25 protein-coding genes are annotated in these 23,380 nt (G+C 42.9%); 13 read left to right on the top strand and 12 right to left on the bottom strand.

Features of this window, described 5'->3' with window-relative positions; translation table 11 throughout:
- Positions 1-152: 152 nt before the first annotated feature.
- Positions 153-719 carry a Uma2 family endonuclease gene (locus F6J99_RS03590; RefSeq protein WP_293111737.1) on the bottom strand — a complete coding sequence of 189 codons (567 nt, stop codon included), beginning with the start codon at positions 717-719 and terminating at the stop codon, positions 153-155.
- Positions 720-1,174: 455 nt separating this feature from the next.
- On the opposite strand from F6J99_RS03590, the gene F6J99_RS03585 reads away from it, so the two are divergent.
- On the top strand, positions 1,175-1,510 hold the full coding sequence (locus F6J99_RS03585; protein WP_293111736.1) for a DUF6883 domain-containing protein: 336 nt from the start codon (positions 1,175-1,177) through the stop codon (positions 1,508-1,510).
- Positions 1,510-1,755 carry a DUF4926 domain-containing protein gene (locus tag F6J99_RS03580; RefSeq protein ID WP_070395932.1) on the top strand — a complete coding sequence of 82 codons (246 nt, stop codon included), beginning with the start codon at positions 1,510-1,512 and terminating at the stop codon, positions 1,753-1,755. The genes F6J99_RS03585 and F6J99_RS03580 overlap by 1 nt, the downstream gene beginning before the upstream one ends.
- A gap of 154 nt (positions 1,756-1,909) precedes the next feature.
- On the opposite strand, the gene F6J99_RS03575 is transcribed toward F6J99_RS03580, so the two are convergent.
- Together F6J99_RS03575 and F6J99_RS03570 are read right to left on the bottom strand one after the other, a co-directional pair.
- On the bottom strand, positions 1,910-2,248 hold the full coding sequence (locus tag F6J99_RS03575; RefSeq protein ID WP_293082735.1) for a XisI protein: 339 nt from the start codon (positions 2,246-2,248) through the stop codon (positions 1,910-1,912).
- Entirely contained in the window at positions 2,236-2,652 is a 417-nt protein-coding gene (locus F6J99_RS03570; protein ID WP_293111735.1) for an element excision factor XisH family protein, read from the bottom strand. The genes F6J99_RS03575 and F6J99_RS03570 overlap by 13 nt, the downstream gene beginning before the upstream one ends.
- Positions 2,653-3,490: 838 nt before the next feature.
- Here F6J99_RS03570 and F6J99_RS03565 point away from each other — a divergent pair.
- The 3 genes from F6J99_RS03565 to F6J99_RS03555 all read left to right on the top strand — a co-directional run bounded on the left by F6J99_RS03565 (position 3,491) and on the right by F6J99_RS03555 (position 6,080).
- A complete protein-coding gene (locus F6J99_RS03565) occupies positions 3,491-4,180 on the top strand; it encodes a TVP38/TMEM64 family protein (RefSeq protein ID WP_365972549.1) in 690 nt (229 codons plus the stop codon).
- 183 nt (positions 4,181-4,363) lie between these two features.
- A complete protein-coding gene (locus tag F6J99_RS03560; RefSeq protein ID WP_293111734.1) occupies positions 4,364-4,504 on the top strand; it encodes a hypothetical protein in 141 nt (46 codons plus the stop codon).
- Between the two features lie 22 nt (positions 4,505-4,526).
- Entirely contained in the window at positions 4,527-6,080 is a 1,554-nt protein-coding gene (locus tag F6J99_RS03555; protein WP_293111733.1) for a mercuric reductase, read from the top strand.
- A gap of 273 nt (positions 6,081-6,353) precedes the next feature.
- On the opposite strand, the gene F6J99_RS03550 is transcribed toward F6J99_RS03555, so the two are convergent.
- A complete protein-coding gene (locus F6J99_RS03550; protein WP_293111732.1) occupies positions 6,354-7,175 on the bottom strand; it encodes a pentapeptide repeat-containing protein in 822 nt (273 codons plus the stop codon).
- A gap of 637 nt (positions 7,176-7,812) precedes the next feature.
- Between F6J99_RS03550 and F6J99_RS03545 the strand changes: the two genes are divergently transcribed.
- From F6J99_RS03545 to F6J99_RS03530, 4 genes are all read left to right on the top strand, one after another.
- Positions 7,813-8,013: a hypothetical protein gene (locus F6J99_RS03545; protein ID WP_293111731.1), complete on the top strand. Its 201-nt coding sequence runs from the start codon at positions 7,813-7,815 to the stop codon at positions 8,011-8,013.
- A 62-nt stretch (positions 8,014-8,075) separates the two neighbouring features.
- A complete protein-coding gene (locus F6J99_RS03540; protein ID WP_293111730.1) occupies positions 8,076-9,326 on the top strand; it encodes an FAD-dependent monooxygenase in 1,251 nt (416 codons plus the stop codon).
- Entirely contained in the window at positions 9,301-9,465 is a 165-nt protein-coding gene (locus tag F6J99_RS03535; RefSeq protein WP_293111729.1) for a hypothetical protein, read from the top strand. The genes F6J99_RS03540 and F6J99_RS03535 overlap by 26 nt, the downstream gene beginning before the upstream one ends.
- The gene (locus F6J99_RS03530; RefSeq protein WP_293111728.1) at positions 9,443-10,384 is read left to right on the top strand and encodes a glutathione S-transferase family protein; all 942 of its coding nucleotides are present in this window, start codon (positions 9,443-9,445) and stop codon (positions 10,382-10,384) included. The genes F6J99_RS03535 and F6J99_RS03530 overlap by 23 nt, the downstream gene beginning before the upstream one ends.
- A 324-nt stretch (positions 10,385-10,708) precedes the next feature.
- On the opposite strand, the gene F6J99_RS03525 is transcribed toward F6J99_RS03530, so the two are convergent.
- Positions 10,709-11,443, bottom strand: coding sequence for a hypothetical protein (locus tag F6J99_RS03525; RefSeq protein ID WP_293111727.1), 735 nt, complete (start codon positions 11,441-11,443; stop codon positions 10,709-10,711).
- 220 nt (positions 11,444-11,663) lie between these two features.
- Between F6J99_RS03525 and F6J99_RS03520 the strand changes: the two genes are divergently transcribed.
- Positions 11,664-11,801 carry a hypothetical protein gene (locus tag F6J99_RS03520; protein WP_293111726.1) on the top strand — a complete coding sequence of 46 codons (138 nt, stop codon included), beginning with the start codon at positions 11,664-11,666 and terminating at the stop codon, positions 11,799-11,801.
- A gap of 38 nt (positions 11,802-11,839) precedes the next feature.
- Here F6J99_RS03520 and hpsU read toward each other — a convergent pair whose 3' ends face one another.
- The 3 genes from hpsU to F6J99_RS03505 form a co-directional block, all read right to left on the bottom strand.
- Positions 11,840-12,448, bottom strand: a complete 609-nt coding sequence (gene hpsU / locus F6J99_RS03515) for a hormogonium polysaccharide biosynthesis acetyltransferase HpsU (protein WP_293111725.1) — start codon at positions 12,446-12,448, stop codon at positions 11,840-11,842.
- A 148-nt stretch (positions 12,449-12,596) separates the two neighbouring features.
- On the bottom strand, positions 12,597-13,550 hold the full coding sequence (locus F6J99_RS03510) for a glycosyltransferase family 2 protein (RefSeq protein WP_293111724.1): 954 nt from the start codon (positions 13,548-13,550) through the stop codon (positions 12,597-12,599).
- A gap of 263 nt (positions 13,551-13,813) precedes the next feature.
- Positions 13,814-14,767 carry a glycosyltransferase family 2 protein gene (locus F6J99_RS03505; protein WP_293111723.1) on the bottom strand — a complete coding sequence of 318 codons (954 nt, stop codon included), beginning with the start codon at positions 14,765-14,767 and terminating at the stop codon, positions 13,814-13,816.
- A 508-nt stretch (positions 14,768-15,275) separates the two neighbouring features.
- Here F6J99_RS03505 and panB point away from each other — a divergent pair.
- Complete coding sequence (gene panB / locus F6J99_RS03500; RefSeq protein ID WP_293111722.1) at positions 15,276-16,058, top strand: 3-methyl-2-oxobutanoate hydroxymethyltransferase; 783 nt, start codon at positions 15,276-15,278, stop codon at positions 16,056-16,058.
- A gap of 30 nt (positions 16,059-16,088) precedes the next feature.
- Positions 16,089-17,822, top strand: coding sequence for a glycoside hydrolase family 9 protein (locus F6J99_RS03495; RefSeq protein ID WP_293111721.1), 1,734 nt, complete (start codon positions 16,089-16,091; stop codon positions 17,820-17,822).
- Between the two features lie 65 nt (positions 17,823-17,887).
- Here the strand turns inward: F6J99_RS03495 and fusA are convergent, their stop codons facing one another.
- Complete coding sequence (gene fusA / locus F6J99_RS03490; protein WP_293111720.1) at positions 17,888-19,975, bottom strand: elongation factor G; 2,088 nt, start codon at positions 19,973-19,975, stop codon at positions 17,888-17,890.
- Positions 19,976-20,045: 70 nt separating this feature from the next.
- Between fusA and F6J99_RS03485 the strand changes: the two genes are divergently transcribed.
- The gene (locus F6J99_RS03485) at positions 20,046-20,231 is read left to right on the top strand and encodes a hypothetical protein (protein WP_293111719.1); all 186 of its coding nucleotides are present in this window, start codon (positions 20,046-20,048) and stop codon (positions 20,229-20,231) included.
- Positions 20,232-20,259: 28 nt separating this feature from the next.
- Here F6J99_RS03485 and F6J99_RS03480 read toward each other — a convergent pair whose 3' ends face one another.
- The 3 genes from F6J99_RS03480 to F6J99_RS03470 form a co-directional block, all read right to left on the bottom strand.
- Positions 20,260-20,553, bottom strand: coding sequence for a hypothetical protein (locus F6J99_RS03480; RefSeq protein WP_293054391.1), 294 nt, complete (start codon positions 20,551-20,553; stop codon positions 20,260-20,262).
- 603 nt (positions 20,554-21,156) lie between these two features.
- Positions 21,157-22,221: an ABC transporter permease gene (locus tag F6J99_RS03475; protein ID WP_075904827.1), complete on the bottom strand. Its 1,065-nt coding sequence runs from the start codon at positions 22,219-22,221 to the stop codon at positions 21,157-21,159.
- 139 nt (positions 22,222-22,360) lie between these two features.
- Positions 22,361-22,879 carry an adenine phosphoribosyltransferase gene (locus tag F6J99_RS03470; RefSeq protein ID WP_293111718.1) on the bottom strand — a complete coding sequence of 173 codons (519 nt, stop codon included), beginning with the start codon at positions 22,877-22,879 and terminating at the stop codon, positions 22,361-22,363.
- Between the last annotated feature and the right edge of the window lie 501 nt (positions 22,880-23,380).

The following is a 23,380-nucleotide window of genomic DNA, read 5'->3' as shown; positions in this document are numbered from 1 at the left end:
GCATCTTGCCTGTTTGGCGATATTTTGGCCCGGGCAGGATGCCCACTCTACTGCTATTCATTGAAAGATTCAGCAACGCCCGAAGTCTAGTTAATCAACGGCAAACTCAGTGTATTGGGCGATCGCACCACCAAACCTTAGTTTTAAATAGTTCACCGGTCTAGTGGGATATCCTCATACAGGAGTGCGATCGCAAACTCAAAGCCAACGCTCTCCAGGGTGATCACATCTCCAGCTTGGTATGCCCTGTATAGCCACAACCGCCCTTCGCCCCTCCGGTAAATCTCGACGTTGATTTCGGTAGAGCTGATCAGGACGTATTCTTCTAGGCTGGGTAGAGTGCGATATTCTTTGAACTTATTGCCCCGATCGAGAGCTTCTGTACCGGGGGAAAGCACTTCAACGATAAGTTTTGGATATTGGATCGCGTTAATCGCTATTCTATCTCGCTGATCGCAGCTCACCACCACATCTGGATAACGGTAGATAGATTCGGTAACCTTTACTTTGGCATCAGCAATATTGATGCGACAGCCTTTGGGACGAACGTGGGGACGTAGCGCAGCAAGTAGATTAATCGCAATATCATTGTGGGGGATGCTGCCACCTGTCATAGCCAAAATGTCACCATTAATAAATTCGTATCGAAGTTCCTGGTGTGGTTCCCATTCCAAGTAAGCTTCGACAGTCATTTTCTGGGACTGGGGATTGGCAATCATGGCAGAGTCTATGAATTACTTAGCTGGGGTTAGCATCGAGAACAAGTTTTAGATGATAGATACCACTGGTTCATATAAGTTACAACTTTACCTTACTACAGGGAGAGTCAGTACTAGACACGACATGGTTGATGTTTACTTCCAAGTAGAGACTTAATATTGAATTTAAGTGGGGTGGGTAAGTTTTGCCCACTCTACCGAAAAAACCTACTTTCTTCTACTAAAGAACCCTGGATCAAAGGGCCAGTGTCAGTCCTGTGTGACCGGATGTCTTGACAAGAATAGATAAGCGATCGCGAATAAAATTCCCAACGCCATCATCGTGGAACCAGGTTGGGTGCGATTCCTTGATCGATAGGCTACACTAACGTGCAAAAATCAATATACTGGGAATTAATGATAACGTTTAGGGATGATAACGCCAAAACTGGATAACCATATAACCATATAGGTTTATGAAACTTCCACAGGATGCCATCATTGCAACGGCCAAACTTACCAGATATTTGTTGCTTTGGCGTGATAACGATGATAAGTCAAAATTTTTAGCTCAGGCAGGCTATAGTCAAGAGAACTGGCAACAGTTAGAAATAGATTTGCGTTCCCAGATTTTGCCATTGGATGCGACTTTGAGCGATGAACCCAACCGATTTGGCGATGTTTATACCATTCGGGGCATTTTAGTAGGACCAAATGGAGTTGAACTAGACATCAAGACAATTTGGATGGTGGAGCATGAAACTCAACAGACAAAGTTTATCACCCTGTACCCAGATAAGGAGGCTAGATAATGGCATTTGAGTTATTTTCACGGGTGGCTCTGCGGGAAGATTTTCCCAAGCATAAGTTGCAGCAAGGGGATATTGCAACGATTGTCGATCACCATCCAATACAAGACGGAGAGGATGGTTATAGTCTGGAAGTTTTCAATGGGATCGGGGAAACGATCGCCGTTTTAGTGGTTTCAGAGTCACAAATTGAGTCATTAATGAAAAATGAGGTTCTGCATATCCGAAGATTGGATGAAGCCGTTTGAACCTACAACCCATCTATCTGATCAACGCTCAACCCCGTATATTGTGCAATATCCTTCAGGGGTAACCCTGCGGCCTTCATCTGTTTAGCAACGCCTGTCATAGAACACTTCACACCGCTGATTTTTTAGTTCCATCACTGTATGGCGGGTGCGCTCACCCCACCGCAAACTCGGTATACTGCCTCATAATCGGTGCCTGATAGGCCAACACAATATCCTGCTTTGGTACCCCTAGCTCAACTAACTGATCTGCGATCGCAATCTCCGACCCATCATGCTGTATCCAAATTTTGCCATCTTTAATATCGACATGTACAGAACAGCCATAAATACGTGTGGTGTTATTTTTCCAACCGGTATGAACCATTTGGTAATGATCCCGTTCCGTATCAAAAATGAGCTGGGTTTCGATGGCTGGATTCGCCGACTTAATACTGGCGCGTTTTTTAAGCAAGTCCTGAATGTGCTGTCGATATACCTCTAGTTTATCCATTGATTAATCCTGGGTTGGGAAATGTCATAAACTACAATAGGAACCTGATTACGCTTGATCGACTTTTGTATGAAGGGATAACTGAAAAAACCACTGTAAATAGTGTTAGGAACCGCAAGATGAAGTGTTCGATCAGGCTCCTCATCTTCTAAGGCAAGACGATAGTTAATAAACTGCCCAATTGCACCATGGAATTCTGAAATTCTTGAAGCTGATAGAAAGCTTTTAACTTCAATAGCTATTTTTTCATTATTGCGTTCAGCAGCAATCAGGCATTCTGCCCCCAAATCCATGTAGATATCGGTAAAACCCAGATCAATGCGATAAGGATCGTGAGTAATGATCCAACCATCATTGATTAGAGCATCCTTAACTAGATCATGGAATTGATCCTTAGCAGACATGGGGAAATAGGTACAGGTGTTAACAAACGTCTATTATATAGGTTAGCAAAAAGGGAATCAGCTTTTTTGATGGGTTAATTGGGTCAAGTACAGAAACAAACGGTCTCGATAGGCTAAAAACCACTATATTCTTGATTAATTGTAACTTATAACACCCCCTATTTAACTTTAAATCCAGCTCTAATTTAGATGAACTAGTTAATTGTTTGTTATAACTAAAAAAAGTCTGTTCTCAGAGCTAATTTTTATAGATAATATCAGCTATATTAATAAACCTGATTTTTTCCTGAGTACCCGCTAAATTTAAGCTTAAAAATCACCACAAATATTCTTATTAAATTTCAATTAGTTTCACTAGCTTTAGCCCCTAAAAAGTATTGTATTATGATCATCAACAAGCAATTGATACTGCAATTGTTTGTTGGCCACTCTCTAGAAAGCTGATCGCCCTAGGCTCAAGGCTAAATGCTTAACTGCCGTCAGCGGTCAGCCGTCAGCGGTCAGAAGTCAGCCGTCAACTGAGGTAACAGAGATTAAACCAATGTAGGGGATTAGCTGATAGCTGATAGCACCTCAAGTAGCGTGCGCTAATCGCTGTTCGCTGATAGCTGATAGCTGATAGCTGATAGCTTACCTATCAACTTATAAACTTTTGTTAATTTCATCCCCAAACAAGCCATTTAAGATAACCAGATCTGTAGATAATTTGATTACTATGTCTCAAGTTCAATTGCAACGCTCCCAACTCATGATAAGTACAAGAAGAAGCAGTCAATCTCATCCCCGAAAGGTCATGAAGGGTTTCAAGTTAGTTTCATTAACATTACTGGCAATGGTGATGGTACTGGTGGTACACGCTGAGCCTAGTTTTGCACAGGAATCCGCTAGTAGTGGAGGATTCAATCCCCAAGAAATATTGCGCAATGCTTTACAGTGGATTGATAGTCTAGGACCCATCGGAGCGATCGCATTTATCGGAATCTATATCATTGCTGCCGTAGCATTTTTGCCTGGGTCTATCCTAACCCTAGGGGCTGGGGTAGTATTTGGTGTTGTCTTAGGCTCAATCTATGTGTTCATCGGAGCCACTATCGGAGCTACGGCTGCTTTTCTGGTGGGGCGTTATCTAGCTAGGGACTGGATTGCACAAAAAATTGCTGGAAATGACAAATTTAGTGCCATTGATGAAGCAGTAGGTCAGGAAGGATTCAAAATTGTCCTATTGACTCGACTCTCTCCTGTATTTCCCTTCAATCTCTTAAACTATGCCTATGGTCTAACTGGGGTTTCTCTGAAAGACTATGTCTTAGGCTCCATTGGCATGATTCCAGGAACAGTGATGTACGTTTACATCGGTTCCCTGGCTGGAGACCTGGCCATGATCGGTGGTGGTGACGCACCCACCAATCCCACTGTCCAGTGGGCAATTCGGATTATTGGTTTTATCGCCACTGTTGCGGTCACACTTTATGTCACTAATGTGGCTAAGAAGGCTTTAGACAAAAGCGTTTCCAAGGAGACAGTTTAGAAGGTTGAAGGTTAGGAGGTTGAAGGTTAGGAAGTTGAAGGTTAGCAGGTTGAAAGTTGAAAGTTGAAGGTTAGCAGGTTAAAGGTTAGGAAGTTAAAGGTTAAAGGTTAGGAAGTTAAAGGTCGAGAGATTTTAAGACTGTGTTGTTAGCGACAGCTTAGGTATATAGCGGTTCTAATACATATGAGATACATTCAATTTCCCGACTCCCGACTCCCGATTCCCGATTCCCGATTCCCTACTCCCTACTCCCTACTCCCTACTCCCTACTCCCTACTCCCTACTCCCTACTCCCTGCTCCCTAAAAAATTAATTGAATTTTGAACTATCAAAGGAGTTATTATAAATGTCAAGTTCTCAATACCAAAGAGTTATTGTTCCACCCATGGACGAGTATAACCAGAGGTTGGTTAACTACGTTCATCCAGGGGATTGGGTTAATCCAAAACCTGTTGATTGTTATGACCTAGTAGTTATTGGTGCTGGTACAGCTGGATTAGTTACCGCAGCAGGTGCAGCAGGTATCGGTGTTGGTTTGAAAGTGGCGTTGATTGAACGGCATTTGATGGGTGGGGATTGTTTAAATGTAGGTTGTGTCCCCTCCAAGTGTTTGATTCGGTCATCTCGGGTAGTGGCTGAGATGCGCAATGCGGGAGCCTTTGGGGTTAAAGTTCCAGATAATATTGAAGTAGACTTCCCCGCAGTGATGGAACGAATGCGTCGGCTACGAGCAGGGATTAGCCATCACGATTCTGCTCAACGCTTCAAAGATACCTATGGTATTGATATATATTTAGGCAATGGTCGGTTTACCGGTGATGATACCATTGAAGTAAACGATACTACCCTCAAGTTTAAGAAAGCGGTAATTGCTACAGGAGCAAGAGCAGTGCGACCCCGAGTTGAGGGCATGGAAGAGGCGGGGTATCTCACCAATGAAACGGTATTTTCTCTGACAGAACGTCCCAATCGACTAGCTGTTATTGGTGGCGGTCCAATTGGGTGTGAATTAGCTCAGTCTTTCCGCCGTTTAGGTTGTGAAGTGGTGCTGTTCCATCGCGGTTCTCACATTTTAAATAAAGAAGATGCTGACGCCGCCGATATTGTTCAAAAAGTCTTTTTAAAAGAAGGTATCCGTTTAGTCCTGGGTGCCCAATTGAACCGGGTCGAGAAGACAGAAGCAGGTAAAACCTTACACTTCAATAGCTGCACTGGTTTGGAAGAGTCGGTCACGGTAGATGAAATTTTGATTGGTGCTGGACGTGCGCCCAATGTGGAAGGGTTAAATTTGGAACTGGTCGGGGTAGAGTATGACCAGCGTAAAGGAGTTAAGGTGAATGATTACCTTGAAACTACCAATCCCAAAATTTATGCTGCTGGTGATATTTGCATGGACTGGAAGTTTACCCATGCAGCGGATTCAGCAGCACGGATTGTGATTAAGAATACTCTATTTTCTCCCTTTGGCTTGGGTAAATATAAACTGAGTAATTTGGTGATGCCTTGGGCAACCTATACTGATCCAGAAATTGCCCATGTGGGAATGTATGAACATGAAGCTCAAGGGAAAGGGTTTAATGTTAATACGATTAAAATTCCCTTTAGTACTGTAGACCGAGCGATCGCAGATGGCGAAGAAGAGGGATTTGTTAAAATTCACCACAAGAAGGGGTCAGATCAAATCCTGGGAGCAACTATTGTGGCAACTCATGCAGGGGAAATGATTTCTGAGGTGACGACAGCAATTGTCCATAAGATTGGTTTGAGTAAGCTTTCCAGCGTAATTCATCCCTATCCAACTCAAGCAGAAGGAATTAAAAAAGCGGCAGATGCCTATCGCCGCACCCTCTTAACACCAAGAACTAAAACATTTTTAGAATTCTTGACGAAGCTTTCTTAGGGCAAGAGGGGCTTTGCTTAATAATGGAACGATTTTAAGAGTTTTCTGGAATGGGCATCAGGCGTGGAATGGGCATCTTGCCCGTTCCTGATATTTTGGGAGGATAGGACTTGGTCAGCTCTCCCCATTTCCCTATCTTCCTACTCCCTATTTGTCTTGATCTCCGATTGAAATAATCCGAAGCAAGCTCGACTGTGGCCTGTACCACAAAGCTGTTTGCTTAGCGTGAGCCAAAAGCTCACGGCTGACAGCTGACGGCTGAATGATTACGTATCAGTTAGATAAATCTTTTAAATTTATTACTAGTTTCATTCCAGCGACTTTTGGGTCAAAGTTTTCTGAAAAGTTTGTAGGACATGGATAGTTTTTATAAATTTCTTTACATACAGATTCCGATGTATTTCCATCTGAATAAAGTGCGTTTTTTAAATCAGCTTGGTCTAGATTAGCTTCCTGTAAGTTAGCATAAATTAGATTAGCTTCCTGTAAATTAGCATAAGGTAAATTAGCATAAGGTAAATTAGCATAAGGTAAATTAGCATAAGGTAAATTAGCTGCTCTAAGATCTGCTTTATGTAAATTAGCATTACGTAAATTAGCTTCCTGTAAATTAGCGAATACTAAATCAGCTTCTTGTAAATTAGCTTCCCATAAATTAGCTTCTTGTAAATTAGCTTCCTGTAAATCAGCTTTCTGTAAATTTGCAGCACCTAAATTAGCTTCATTTAAATTAGTTTTTACTAAATCAGCTTCCACTAAATTAGTATGACCTAATATAGTTTTTTGTAAATTAGCTCTAGGTAAAAGAGCTCTCTGTAAATTAGCATTATTTAAATTAGCTTTCTGTAAATTAGCATAAGTTAGGTTAGCTTTCTGTAAATTAACTCCCATTAACATAGCTTCTTGTAAATTAGCTTCTTGTAAATTAGCTTCCTGTAAATTAGCTTGCCATAAACTAGCTTCCTGTAAATTAGCTTCCCATAAATTAGCTTCCTGTAAATTAGCATAAGCTAGGTTAGCATTCAAGAGCTGAACTCTAAATAAATATGCTTTTGGAGCTTCTAAACCTGCTAAACTTTCTCTATCCCAGGTCAACCAAAACCAGGGACTACGTCTAGGTTCTGAGTTTAGAAATTCCAGAGCTTGTTTTCTACCGCCACTACCAGGTTGATTATAAGCTGATGTAATTACCTGCCATGCTTGATAAACTTCACTATTTCGTCGATTTTCCTCACCATCAATAAAGACAATTACACCAACAACTATAAATAGATTACCGACAAGTCCTAAAATTTCTAGCAGTGCAAACCTCTTGAGGTATTCTAAAACTGGTTTTAAAAACTTATTTTCTAATTTCAGTAAATTGATAAATGGATCATAACACTCAAATAATATTAATTTTAAAGGGTTTTTAGCAATTTTGTCAGCTTTATACTTATCTTATATTTTAGTTGATATGACACCTGTAATTTTACGGTTATTATAAATTTTTTTAGCTATTATATCAATATCTTGCTGAGAAGTTTTTAATAGCTTGGGCATTGATACTTTGATTAGATTAAGTATTTGCTTTAGCTTCATAGTTACTAACTAGGTATAAATATGACATAGAGATTTTCAGTAACTTTATATGCTCACCTCACCTAATGTGCTTGTATAAGTTATTTTATTACTTGGGCTAAGGTAATTCCTTAATTTATTATCACCTATAAGTCCAGTCGTCAGGTCTTTCTTGCCTTTATATAAAAAAATTCCCAGGTTTGCAAGCTGGGCATTGGAACGGGCATCAGGGGTGGAATGGGCATCAGGCGTGGAACTGGCATCTTGCCAGTTTCAATATATTTCCAGCAGGCAGGATACCTACCCCACTCATATTCATCCGAAGATTCAGCAACGCCCTCTTTTCCCTACTCCCAGCTCCGAAGCTCCCTAGAAAAATGCACCTCATAGTAGAGTAAATCAAGGGAAGAATTATCCATCGATTGAAAGAAAGCCATGCAAACATCCGGGAAAGCTATCGAAACCTCAGTAAAGAAGGTGATTGTCATTGGGGGTGGAATTGGTGGGTTGACTTTTGCCCGTGCCTGCCTTGATGCGGGTATAGAAGTTGAGCTATATGAGAAGCGTCAACTGGATGGAATGCTCTCTGGACCAGGGGGCATATTTATTCAACGAAATGCAATGCGAGTTTACAAACTACTGTGGGGAGGAAAGATTTATCAACGTTTATATCAGCAGGGAGGCAGAATTTTAAAAGGTGGGTTCTCTAGCAAAAAAGGTAATCCTCTGTATATTAATTCACCCAAATTTGTAGGGGAAGAAGACCTAGGGGTATGTCTTTTGAGACCTGAACTGCAACAGATTCTCTATGAAGCATTGCCTACAGGAGTAGTACGAACTGGAATGGACTTCTGTGACTTTGAAGATACTGGGGAGAATGTCAAGGTTCACTTTCAAGATGGCAGCACAGTTACAGGAGATATTTTAGTAGGTGCTGATGGTCTTTATTCAAAAGTACGTGCTCGCCTAAATGGTACTGAAAGGCAAAAAGAGCCAGTGTACAGTGGTATGACTTGCTGGCGGGGATATTTCCATACCTCAAACATAACCTTGGATGAGCGATACAGTTGGATGGAATATTGGGGACGGGGAAATCGCTTTGGATATTTTGATGTGGGAGGAGGACGATTTTCTTTCTACGCCTTCAACAATTGTGACAGAGGCGGTAATGATGACACACTTGGTGGTAAATCCAAAGCATTACAATCACTATTTTCAGATTATGCGGAACCTGTGCCGAGTATTATCCAGACTTTAGATAACAGCAGCATTTACCGAGATGATATTTTTGACCGGGAACCAAAGGGTACTGAATGGGGAAGAGGTAGGGTAAGCTTAATCGGAGATGCAGCGCACCCCGTACAACCCAATATCGGTCAGGGAGGTTGTATGGCTGTGGAAGATGGCTTTGAACTAGCTAAAATACTTACTCTGACATTGAACAATAACCAGGTTCCGTCACTATTACGTGAATTTGAAAGTCAGCGCAGTCCAAGGGTAAATCGTGTTTTCAGTACGTCCCGGCAAGTAGGTAACTTAGGGCAAAGCAACTCTGCAATGGGATGTTTCTTACGCAACAATATTTACAAACTTACTCCCACCTGGTTAGCAGATTTGCAATTTAAATGGTTGTTTAATTACCAACCTTCTTGGGATGGCGTTGCCGAGAAAGCCAAAAGCCAATAGCAAAGAGGGTTTTAAGGGATGCACTCCCGACTCCCTACTCCCTTTTCCCTTAGCTATAGATAGTATGAAAAAAAATACCATGGCCGTTGGCCACGCTACACGAACAGAGGAAAACTATGGCAACAGGGATGCTCGTTAACGGACAATGGACTAACGAAGCCTATCAGCAAGACCCCCAAGGGCGATTCATGCGTAATCCTACGAAGTTTCGTAATTGGATTCGTGCTGATGGTTCCACAGACTATAAACCAGCCTCTGGACGCTACCATCTCTATGTTTCCTATGCTTGTCCCTGGGCGCACCGCACTCTAATTATGCGAGCCTTAAAGGGATTGAAGGAAGCGATTACCCTGTCCATTGTTGACCCATTGATGGATAAAGATGGATGGGAATTTTCCGATGGGCCTGGTTGTATCCCTGATACAGTCAATGGTGCTCGCTATCTGCGGGAAGTTTATATCAAAGCTGACCCTAACTGTACCGGACGGGTGACAGTTCCAGTACTTTGGGATAAGGAAACTGGCACGATTGTTAATAATGAATCCCGTGAAATTATTCGGATGTTTGACATCGAATTCGACGGGATTGCTCAGTCGGATATCAGCTTTTATCCGGAGAATTTACGGGAAGAGATTGATAAAACCATTGATGCCATTTACCAACCTATTAATAATGGTGTGTATCGAGCCGGATTCGCTACAACTCAGCAAGCCTATGAAGAAGGAGTAACTGACCTCTTTGATGCCCTTGACTATTGGGAAGGGGTGTTAGCTAAACAGCCTTATCTCTGTGGCGATCGCATTACAGAAGCCGATTTGTGTATGTTTACCACTCTGCTACGCTTTGACTCAGTTTACTATTTCCATTTCAAATGTAATTGGCAACGAATTCTGGATTATCCCAATTTGTGGAATTATCTCAAAGACCTTTATCATCAGCCAGGGGTAGAAAAAACTTGTAATATTGACCATATTAAGGATCATTATTATAAGAGTCATCCCTTTATTAATCCCTCTGGTATTGTTCCAAAAGGACCACAAATAAATTTTAGTGATTAAGGCGAACAGTTATTAGCTATCAGTTTATGTGCTACGCACACGCTACGCGAACAGCTATCAGCTATCAGTTATCAGCCATCAGCTATCAGCTATCAGTTATCAGTTATCAGTTATCAGCTTAAGCGCTACGCGCACGCTACGCGAACAGCTTTTGAATAACAGGACTTACGCAAGTGCCCCCTAAATCCCCCAATTCTGGGGGACTTTGACATCATTACCCCCCAAAATTGGGGGGCTAGGGGGGCAAAACCCACTAAATTTCGTAAGTCCGAAATAAAATAAGCTGACCACTGACCACTGACCACTGATAGCTTACCTGTCAAGTTATTCTTGATTCAATGGAGACTTAGATTTTATTTTAAATACGGAATCTGAAAACTTACCAATGGAATCAGGGACAGATACAATTTCCGGTTGGGTGCGCTTTCCAAACATCAAAGTAGCCTTACTAGTAGAGGGAGAGAAAAGAATCTGTGTGATTTTGCTATAATCCCACCGTTTCTGATCATAGAGAGCAAGCACCTTCGTAAGATTCTCTAAAGTCATTTCCTCCTTATTCTCGAACATAAACTCAACAGGACGATTAAAGACTTTGTCCAAAAAATTGCCGTAAAACTCATCAATATAGAGGTTTCGAGTTTGTGTCATCATCAGTACCTTACGCAATTCCTGACTTAACTCATAGGCTCCGTCTTTGGTGCAAATCACCTGCTCATTGATAGCAACGGATTTCTGAGACCCATTTTTACGACAGGGATTATTGTTAGAAGACTTTACCACTCGTCCAGAGTTGAGGTCGTCGCCAAGTTGATCAAACTCATCAACCGCTCTGCGTGTGCCTTGGATTATACGTCTGCCTTCACGAATGGTATTGGTTACCTCTTGAACATCTCGACGGATTTGGCGGAGCTCATCGAATAATCCAGCAATCTCGAAGGTGCTAACATTGCTATTGTCATGCTTCCCAGGTGCTATTCCGGCTGTTGCGGGAAGCATTTGCCACATCACGGACGCTGACAACAGGTAAGCTGAACCTTGGAAAATGAATTTGTGAACCATGACTATGGAATCCTGACTTAAAGTGGTCCACTATCTTTTTCTTTTGGCAAAATGAAAATCCGGAAACTTATCGACAATTTTTCCGGATCTGGTCAGCTTACCCTTGTATGATCTCCTCCGATTGAATACCCATGATTAAGAGTGTGGGGAGATGGGGAGATGGGGAGATGGGAACCCACCCCTAACCCCTCCCAGGAGGGGAATATGGGGAGATGGGGAGATGGGGAGATGGGGAGAATTATCACGGAAATACTTGTATAATATAATACATATTTTTGAGAATTTATACGTAATTAAAGTACCTACTCGCCGTAAAAAACCTACCCTTGTAAGCTACTCCCTACTCCCTAATCCCTAAACCCTACACCCTAAACCCTACACCCTACACCCTACACCCTACTCCCTATTCCCTATCTCTTCGATTTCCCGTCGATAGCGGGGACGTGCTGGAATTCCCCAGCATACTTGCTGCTCTGGGATATTACTAAACACAGTGCTGCGAGCACCAATAACGGCATTGGCTCCAATTTGAACACCGGGCGCAATGAAGCAATCGGCGGCAATCCAAACTCCGTTACCAACACTAATCTCAGATGTGATTAAACCAAAGGCTGGGTCTTTCATATCGTGGCTACCAGTACAGAGGTAACATTTTTGAGAAATAACGCAATGACTACCAATGCGAATCCTATCCAAGCTGTAGAAAACCACATCATCCCCAATCCAACTGTACTGACCAACTTCTACTTTCCACGGGTAAGTAAAACGAGCCGTGGGTCGAATGATCACATTAGGACCAATCTTGGCTCCAAATAGTTGTAGCAGCCATCGGCGGAAGCCATTCAAGTTATGAGGACTTAAGGGAAATGCGATCGCTTGCACCAACCACCAAAATAAAATGAACCAGCCCGGACGTCCTCGGTCAAACCAAGATTGGTCGTACTGCCGTAAATCCACTAAGGGTTCTAAATCTAACGCTGGTAGTTTACTTAAGTCATTAGTCATATGCAGAATGTAGAATGTAGAATGCCGAATGTAGAATGTAGAATTTAGAATGCCGAATGCCGAATGTAGAATTCTTAATTCTTAATTCTTAATTCTCAATTCTTAATTCTTAATTCTTAATTCTACATTCTTAATTCTAAATGGAGTCTCAGGGATTTGGAGAGACAACTGATGGCTTTGGCGTTACTGGTGTCTGTGCTGGTTCAGTTTTTTTTACATTCAGCTTACCGCTAAACTTTTGTAACTCATAGAGTTTGACACCAATTTGATATTCATACTGACTCAACAGGCGTCCATAAATGTACCCAGCTTTTCCATCTAAAAAGCCCAGCTGTATAAAGTAAAACAAAATAAACCGCAGTAATGGTTTAAACGGTAGTCTAACCCAGATTTTTTTCAGAAACCGCTTACGCTGCACGGCGTCTCCAAACAGATTTCCCCCGATGGTGCCAGAGTCATCTTTCCCGGTTAGTAGATTCAGATAGACACGAGCTTCCCAATTGGAGTAGCGATTGTGCCGTTCTAGCCAATGGTAAATGTCCTTAAAGTCAATGTGCAGCATATCATTTTCAAGATAGCCAGCTTTGCCTTGTAGCACAACGTGTTCATGGACTTCGTTGTCTCCAGTATTAGGAATTCCTTCCGTTTTCAGGTTTTCGTAGCGACCTTTTTCGTGCTTAAACAACCGTAGATTCCAGTCTGGATATTTGCCACCAAAGCGAATCCATTGTCCTAGGAAGAATACTCTACGATTGATATAGTAGCCATTATAATCTGGATTTTCGATTGCAACAGCAATTTCATCCCAAAGTTCTGGAGTAATGCGCTCGTCACAATCAACAATTAATACCCATTGATTACGGAATTCAATATTTTCTAAGCTCCAATTTTTCTTTTTGGGCCAAAACCCATCAAAATAGAATTGAACTATGTTTGCACCGTATTCTTCCACAATTTCAATGGAGCGATCGCTACTTTGGGAATCGACAACAAAGACTTCATCCGCTCTATTAACACTCTCAAGACAAGCTGGTAAATTAGCTTCTTCATTTTTGGCTGGAATTAGAACTGATACCGGAAGTTTAGTGTTAGGGGATTTCATAATTAAACACCTGCAATTGTGGAAGTTTTATGAAAAGTATATTGGCCAATAATAACTAACAGCAAACCTTAACTAAAATTAAGGCTTATCATTCAACAGTTAACAGTCAACAATAAACCAAAACTATCTGTGCTATAGCAAAGGGAACAGGGAACAGCGGATCTGGGAACAGCGGATCTGGGAGTAGGGAATATCGCATCAAAATTCTCTCAATTCCTACACGGATTGCTATATAATATAAGATAACCTATTATCCAGTCTCATTAATGACTGGACTGGTTGTGGGATAGAGAGGACTTGCTCCTTTGTAGCATTCCTTTAATTACTGCACTCAGATAACCGATTTGACCATAGGCATAAACCAAATTATCAAAGCGCAAAGCTGGATTGCGGAAGTGCTTCAAGGATTTGTAGATTCCTCGGATCATTCGTTCACCTCCCCGTAAAAATTGGGCAGTACCAGCACGACCAACCAATTGTTCACGGTAACACTCGCTAATACCTTGCCACCAACCACGATTCAAAAACCAACGTTTATTGATTCGTTCTGGGGCAACATTGTGAGCTACTAGAGCATCAGGCAGATAAGCAACCTGCCAACCATCCTGGAGAGCTAATTCTGTCATATGTAACTCTTCATTAGATAACAGATTTTTACCCACACGACCTAAATTGACATCAAAACCACCGATTTCCTCCAGGAAAGTCCGCCTGATCGAGTAATTTAAACCTCTGGGAGTCAAACCAGGATTTTGGATCTTAATTACGGAATCACCTAGGTCATAAGCTCCCAAATTTCCGGCTAGGTCTGGTGACAACCAGGAGGGAGAGGTAATGCCATCTGGCCACAATAGGGTTACTTTACCACCAGCAATTGCTAGTTTCTCGTTACTTTGATAAGCTTCGTAAATTGTCTTAAGCCAACGGGGACTGGCAACGGCATCATCATCCAGATAAGCTAAAATAGGAGCAGAGGCAGTGGCAGCCCCGGTGTTACGAGCTACGGATAAACCAAGTACGGGTTCATAAACATAGTTTAGTCGAGAGTTGTCTAAGCGTTGGTCAACTATGTTACGGGTGCGATCGCTTGAGGCATTATCGACCACAATTACTTCATAATCGGCAAAATCCTGCTGTAGCAAGCTATCAATGGCGGCACCCAAATATTCTTCACGATTGTGGGTGCAGATGATGGCAGAAATTAGAGGCTCTGACATAGGGAACCTGATCGAGGAAGCTTCATTCTTAGTATTCCCTACTCAACCAGGATTCTTCAACCTTTTTGATTACTTTAATTAACCCCTATACTGTTCATGGGTCATAAATCAATTGTACAGATGACATGTAAGTATTCAGCGGTCAGTGGTCAGTGCTCAGTGGTCAGCGGTCAGTGGTCAGCCGTCAGCCGTCAGCCGTGAGCTTTTAGCTCACGCTACATGAGGTGCCGTCAGCTTATTTTATTCAAAAGCTGGGTGTAGCGTGGCCACAGGCCAAGGCCTGTGGCCACGCTACGCGAATGGCTGAATGCTGAATGCTGAGAGCTGATAACTGAGAGCTGATAGCTCTCAGCTGACAGCTGAGAGCTGATAACTGAGAGCTTACGATGAGATTACACTGAATTCATTAGTTGACGCTTCTTTACAAAGATTTCCATAGTTCAGTTTAGTTTTTTTGATCAGCATCTTTCAGAATAAGTAATTGGATTGACTGAAACTTTTATTGGTTATGGCAGTTACTATCAAGCAGTTGAATCAATGGAAACAACAGGAGCGCCAGATTGTGGTGCTGACCGCTGCGGATTATGCGATCGCTCAGCTGTTGGATGAAGCGGGAGTAGACATAATCATGGTCGGGGATTCTCTAGCAATGGTTACCCTGGGTTACTCCACAACGCTGCCAGTGACCCTTGAGGAAATGATTCACCATGCCAAAGCGGTGTGTCGGGGTGTTAAACGGGCATTAGTGGTTTGTGATTTGCCGTTTTTGAGTTATCAGGAAAGTCCTCAGCAGGCAATCCACTCTGCCGGTAGAGTGTTGAAGGAAACTGGGGCAGTGGCAGTGAAGTTGGAGGGAGGATATCCTGCCATGGCTGAAACGGTGGGGAGGCTTACCGCTGTGGGAATTCCGGTGATGGGTCATGTAGGTTTAACACCCCAGTCTATTAATCTACTAGGTTTACGGCAACAAGGAAAAACACCGGAAACTGGGGAGCGGATTTTACAGGATGCGATCGCATTGGAGCAAGCTGGTGCCTTTGCTATCGTTTTAGAACATATTCCACCGGATTTAGCAAGGTCAATTACACAAAAATTAACTATTCCCACCATTGGCATTGGAGCTGGACCCCACTGTGATGGGCAGGTGTTAGTGACAGCAGATTTACTAGGACTTTCAGAGCGTCAGCCACCCTTTGCTAAGTCTTATGTCAATTTGCGCCAGGTAATTACCCAAGCCGTGCAGGAGTTTAGTACAGAGGTTCGTTCTGGAAAATTTCCATTAGACCCATAATCAAGATATCATTCAAGTAAAAGCTTCACGATGAAAATAGATAGAAGATTTTTTATCGGCTGGATCAGTGCGATCGCTTATGGAATTTTTTCCAAGGTTAATGCTCAACCCTATAATCCAGCAGGTAGAGGAAAAATTGTTATCAATCAAATAGGTTATTACCCAACTGGACCTAAGTTGGCGTTTTTAATCAATTCCCCCAATTCGGAAAACAAGCAGGTTGAACTTGTTGATTTAATCACTCACAAAACGGTTTTTGTGACCAACCTCGGAAACTCTGTAAAGGATAAAGCCAGTAATGATAAAATCAGAGTTATTGATTTTACTAAATTCGATAAATCAGGTAGCTATTACCTCAAATATGGCTATAGTCAATCTTATCCCTTTGGTATTGGTAAAGAAATTTATAAGGATACCTTTACAAAGCTACTCCGGTCTTACTATTTGCAACGGTGTGGTGTTGCTGTAAATGATTCAGTATCTGGAGTAAAACATCCCCCCTGCCATCTCAAAGATGGGATTATTGCCCACAACGATGAGTTTCATAAAGCTGGTGAGTTCAAATCTGCCCAAGGTGGCTGGCATGATGCTGGGGATTTTGGTAAATATGTAGCGCCAATGACAGTTACCATCGGACGGTTGTTAAGCTTGTACGAGCAATATCCTAAATTATTTAGGGACAAGCAGTTAACTATACCAGAAAGCGGAAATGGTAGACCTGACCTACTCGATGAGGTCAAAGTAGGATTAGATTGGCTGTTGAAGATGCAGCGGCAGGATGGTGCTGTCTACCGCAAGCTGTCAGGAAAAAATTGGCCAGGGGAAATTCTACCCAATCAAGATACTCAAGCACGGTACATTTTTGGGATTTCGACACCTGAGACTGGCAAGTTTGCAGCAGTAATGGCAATGGCTGCTAGAGTTTACACTCCCTTTGACAAGCAACTGGCTCAAACCTACTTACAAGCAGCTCAGAAAGCCTGGGGGTTTCTCCAAAAACAGCGATCTATGAAGGTGGATTGGCAAGAAGGAGATGACACCGGTTCAGGTAAGTATCTTTTTGGAGAGTGGGATCAGCAAGAATCCTTAAAAACAGATCAAGATGACCGCTTCTGGGCAGCCGTAGAACTGTTTATTACTACAGGGGAGACTAGCTACGAGAAATACTTAGCTAAAACTATCAAAGCCTTCGACTATGGTGAGTTTGGTTGGAAAGATCCGTCTGCTCTAGCAATGGTTAACTATTTGGTGCAGAAACAAAGGAAGGGGTCAGACAAACTGAAATTAGAAATCACAGCTAGGCTGATGCGAAGGGCGGATAGTCTTATGGAAAAGATTAACCGTAGTGGCTACCGTTTAGCTATTGATAAATTCCATTGGGCATCTAATCACAAGATAGCTGAAGAAGGAATTACCCTGCTCTATGCCTACCGCATCACTGGGAATCGAGGCTACTACAAGGCAGCTGTTGAGCAGTTAGATTATTTGCTGGGGCGGAATCATTTTAATCTTTGCTTTATTACCGGTGTTGGTAGCAACTCCGTGCGTAATGTTCATCACCGGATTTCCCGAGCTAAAAAAATTGTTATCCCTGGTCTGATGGTAGGGGGTCCTAATACTGATGCCCAGGATGAGATTGCCCCTAAAGGCTTGGGAATGTTGAGTTATGTAGATGATGAGCGGTCTTGGGCTACTAATGAATATGCTATTGATTACAATGCTTCGGTGATTGCCTTGATGGGCATGGTGATCGCACAGACTTAATCATTGATAAAAGGATGTTCCTGGCCAGTCTCAAACCAGCCAGGAACTCTACTTAAATCAAAATATTATTTAGCAGCTTCCTCGCGTTCCTTCACTTCTTTAATTACCTCTTCTGCCACATTATTTGGGCAAGGGGCGTAGTGGGAGAACTCCATAGAGAACTGACCACGACCAGATGTCATAGTACGCAGGTCACCAATATAGCCAAACATCTCACTCAAAGGCGCATCTGCCTTAATGCGAGCACCAGTAAGAGTTTTCTCCTGAGACTTAATCATCCCACGGCGGCGATTGAGGTCACCAATTACATCCCCCATGTAATCTTCTGGGGTGAATACATCCACTTTCATAATTGGCTCTAACAATTGAGGTGAAGCCTTGCCAAAGGATTGCCGATAAGCAGCCCTGGCCGCAATTTCAAAGGCTATAGCCGATGAGTCTACGGGGTGGTAAGCACCATCGGTCAAGGTAACCTTGAAGTCTACACAAGGGAATCCAGCCAACAGACCCTTTTGAATACTGCTTTCAAAGCCCTTTTGCACAGCAGGCCAAAATTCTCTGGGGACATTACCACCAGTAACCTTGGACTCAAACTGGAAGCCAGTACCGGTTTCACCAGGTTCAATAATGTAATCGATTTTACCATATTGACCAGAACCACCAGACTGCTTCTTGTGGGTATAGCTGTCTTCGATGCGCTTAGTAATGGATTCACGGTATGCCACCTGGGGCTTACCTACCTCCACCTCAACGCCATGAGTCCGTTTCAGGATATCAACCTTAATGTCTAGGTGCAGCTCACCCATGCCCTTAATGATCGTTTCGCCACTTTCCTGGTCAGTTTCAACGTGGAAAGATGGGTCTTCCTGTACCATCTTGCTCAGGGCAATGCCCATTTTCTCAGAGCCACCTTTTTTCTTAGGTGCGATCGCAATGGAAATCACTGGGTCTGGGAAGACCATGGGCTCAAGAGTAGCAGGATTTTTGGGATCACAGAGGGTATGCCCAGTCTGGACATTTTTCATCCCAACGATGGCAACAATATCACCTGCCTGGGCAGAGTCAATTTCTTCCCTGGAATCCGCATGCATTTCTACCAAACGACCAATACGCTCAGTTTTACCGGTGAAGGTATTAAGTACTGTGTCACCCTTGGATAAGGTTCCTGAGTAGATACGGGTAAAGGTCAGAGCACCAAAGCGGTCATCCATGATCTTAAATGCCAAGGCACGCAAAGGTTTTTCTGGGTCAACATAGGCAAGGGTACCGGTTTCGTTACCTTCTAGATCGATTTCTGGCTGGGGTTTGACTTCAGTAGGATTCGGCAGGTAGTCAACTACAGCATCAAGTACCAACTGCACCCCTTTATTCTTGAAGGATGAACCGCAGTAGGTAGGGAAGAAAGCCAGCTCACGAGTTCCCTTGCGAATGCAACGCTTAAGGCTTTCGAGATCTGGTTCTTCCCCTTCTAGATACTGTTCCATCACGTCGTCATCCTGCTCCACAGCCATTTCAATTAACTGCTCGCGGTAGGTTTCTACATCATCAACCATGTTGGCGGGAACATCTTGAAGCTCATAGTTCATCGGATCCCCAGAGTCATCCCATACCCATGCCTTACGGGTTAGCAAATCCACTACACCCACAAAATCGTTCTCAGTTCCGATCGGCAGTACCATTACCAGAGGCTTAGCACCAAGTACATCTTCTACCTGCTTAACAACTCGGTAGAAATCAGCCCCCAGACGGTCAAGTTTGTTTACGTAGATAATCCGAGCAACTTTTGAGTCGTTGGCGTAGCGCCAGTTAGTTTCTGACTGGGGTTCTACACCACCTGAGCCACAGAAAACACCAACGCCACCGTCGAGAACCTTGAGGGAACGATAAACCTCAATGGTAAAGTCTACGTGACCTGGGGTATCAATAATGTTGAGTTGGTGGTCTTTCCAGAAACAACTGGTGGCGGCAGACTGAATAGTAATACCGCGCTCTTGTTCCTGTTCCATAAAGTCCGTTGTAGCTGCACCTTCGTGAACCTCACCAATTTTGTGGATTTTCCCGGTAAGTTTTAGTATCCTCTCCGTCGTAGTTGTCTTGCCTGCGTCCACGTGAGCAAAGATACCTATATTTCGATAACTAGTGAGGTCTTTCATAGTTACTCCTTTATTTACTCCTTAATAAAATTTAAACAAAATCTATGCATATTAACAACAGTATGCCCTGATGGGGTATCATTGTTGTCCTGATGGACAAGCAAGAGGAAATATCAATCACAGAATAACCAGCCCTCGCCATCATTGCCTGCTCAAAAAAATTAATCAGGGAACGACGGTTTGTAGGACTATCAATTATCCACAGTCAAGCCACAGAGCTTTGGAAAATGCGATCGCTATTTTTTGGACTAGTTGAATAGTCTGCTTGTGTCACCTAATAGCCCTTATCCGTAAGAAAAAAACTCAATTTGAGGGACCAATGGATCTTGAACAACACCCACACCAACAAACCCCCACCGTTCAAGCAAATTCTTCAACTGACTCCCTGAAACCGACTCTACAGAAAATTCGTCAGCTAAATCAGCAGCGTGGGTATTGAGATAACTCAGGGCATCAAAGTGTTCGCGAAACATCAACAGATATCCAGCTCCAGCCTCTGGGCTACCAGCTTTCGGTTGGGCAACTAGATAACGACCGTTCCTTCTAGAAAGAATCAGATAATGAATTTGGGTGAACATCTTGAAAATAGGTAAGCATTCAGCTATCAGCAGTCAGCAGTCAGCTAATCAACGGAAGGTATAAAATCAGCTTACTGAGTGGTACTGCTGCTTGAAAATCCCTGCTCATTTTACTCATCCGACCCAGTGCAGTGAAAGTGTCTGCTAGCACATCATACCGAGTTGCATTCAAAGAGAGTAGATTGGTTGGATAGGGAGATAGGGAGATAGGGAGATGGGGAGATGGGGAGATGGGGAGATGGGGAGATAGGGAGATGGGGAGATAGGGAGATAGGGAGATTGGCGGAAGAGAAAGTTGTACCTTTGAGCGCAACTTGGTATCAATTAGCGTGCGGGTAGCCCATTAGCTGATAGCTGATCGCTGATCGCTGACGGCTGAATACTTACGAAAATAGTGCTGAGGCACGTCCGCGAGTTAGGAAGGCAGCTATGCTGAAGGCATAAGGCAGGAGGTATTAGGGACAATAGTTTCAGTTTTTTTTCCTGATTTAATCAAAGGTCTTATTCTATTTTGGTTGTCAACAAAAATTGATCTCAAAAGGGAATTTCGGACAAGGAAACACAGAGTTACCACTTCATCCTCGAGACTTCATTATCCATTGTCTATTTCAAATCTTCTAGACGTATTCGAGGATCAACCACTTTTAGAAGCAAGTCTGCTAACAAATTCCCCAAAATCAGCATTGTAGCCCCCATCATCAAGCTTCCCATGACCAGATAGAGGTCTTGAGCAGTTACCGCCTGTAAAATCAAACGACCTAAACCTGGCCAGTTGAAGAAAATTTCAGCAATAAATGAGCCACTGAGTAGAGACGCAAACTCAAAGCCAAGGATGGTAATCAGAGGATTGATAGCATTGCGCAAGGCATGGATATAAATAACTCGATTTTCTGGTAGTCCCTTAGCACGAGCGGTCTGAATATAGTCTTGCCGTAGCACATCCAGCAATTCACCCCTAGTAATTCGCTGTAGACCTGCAAAACTAGTAATCGATAAAGCTATAGTTGGCAAAATCATATGCCAGCCAATATCCAAAACCTTTCCAATGGCAGATAAATCATCATGATTGATACTGGTCATACTACCGACAGGAAATAAGGGGGAAAGATTCTGGGCGAGTATGAGCAGCAACAGAGCAGTGATTAGGCTGGGGAAACCCTGACCTGTGTAGCTAATGACTTGCAGGAATCGGTCAGTGGTTCGATTCTGATTAACAGCAGCCAGGATACCGAGAGGAATAGCGATCGCCCAAGTAATAAAGATTGAGGCTACGGCTAAGAGTAAGGTGGCTGGTATCCGCTCTAATAACAAAGATGACACAGGACGGAAGTAAGCGAAACTAGTACCAAAGTCAAACTTGGTCACAACTCGTACTAGCCAACGCCAATACTGAACAATTGCTGGCTGATCTAAACCAAATTGCTCCTTGAGTTCCTCGATTCGTTCTGGGGAAATTTTGGGATTTTGCCTGAGGGTATCCAAAAAATCTCCTGGTGCAAGCTGAATAATGGCAAAACTTAGAGCAGATGCCAACAGCAAGGTCAAAAGACCCTGCAACAGTCGCTTAACTACATACAGAAAGGTCTCACTCGTGACCAGAAGTTTTAGTCTATGCCAAGCCCCATCAAACCGATTGATAATGCTAGAATCTCTAGTAGAAGAAGTCATATAATAGTCGTTAGTTGTTAGTCATTCGTCATTGCTTTAAAGTCCTTTAATTCTTAATTCTTAATTCTTAATTCTTAATTCTTAATTCTTAATTCTTATAAACTTATCTTTTGAGCAATGACTAATAAGTAATGGTTAACTAATAGTCAACCAGGGTGATCAAGGGAACATCAGGCAGTTGCTGACGTCCACCTAAAGCCCGTAATTCGATGATAAAGCCAAGACCTACCACTTGACCGCCTGCTTGTTCTACCAGCTTGACTGTAGCTGCTGCCGTTCCTCCAGTAGCTATTAAATCATCAATAATCACAACCTGGGAGTTAGGTGTGAAAGCATCTTGATGGACTTCCAACGTATCTGTGCCGTATTCTAGATCATATTCAGCCGAGTATACCGCTGCTGGTAGCTTACCTGGTTTGCGCACTGGGACAAACCCAGCCCCGAGTTGGTAAGCTATGGGTGGTCCAAATATAAAACCACGAGACTCCATACCAACAACGTAATCAGCGCTTACTCCTGCTTGCTGAAATTTTTGAGCTAAGGTATCGATAGTGTAGCGAAGTCCTTCTGGATTTCTCAGGAGGGTAGTGATATCCCTAAATACAATCCCTGGTTTAGGAAAGTCAGGGATATCGCGAATCAGAGATTTTAAATCCATCGGTAGGTGAAGTTAGTTATCAATGGGGTTTGACTCAAACTATAGCTTGCCATTCCCTTTCTTTGACACTCCCCGCTTTAAAAAGACGGGGATTCCTAGATCTACGACCGGCCTTAAACCTCCGTGTCCAAATGGCAATATCTAAACCTGAACCCCGTCAAGACCAAGATTCTAGTCAGTTCACGAAAGACCCAGCGGGCACAGTCTCGCGATAGCGTTTAGTTACTTTTTGAAAAGTGCCTTATAAAGTCCGTTTCTTTTCTGTTGCACTTGGTTTCGGCGTGCCCCGCCGTACCATTTATTTTTCTGAGGGTCGTATTTTTGCTGGGTTCACACACCAATTGTTAGTTGATGATTGGGTTTTTAAGGAGGACTTTCCCTACCCTCCGGGCATTGTTACAGTCGATGTCCCCTATTAAGGGAAGCACCTCTGCTTCAGAACCGTACGTGAAGTTTTCGCCTCATACGGCTCCTAGATATCCTATCCTTTCGGGTTGCTCC

The sequence above is a fragment of the Moorena sp. SIO4G3 genome (genome assembly GCF_010692305.1).
Taxonomy (GTDB): domain Bacteria; phylum Cyanobacteriota; class Cyanobacteriia; order Cyanobacteriales; family Coleofasciculaceae; genus Moorena; species Moorena producens_A.
This window is presented reverse-complemented; position numbering and strand designations above follow the sequence as displayed.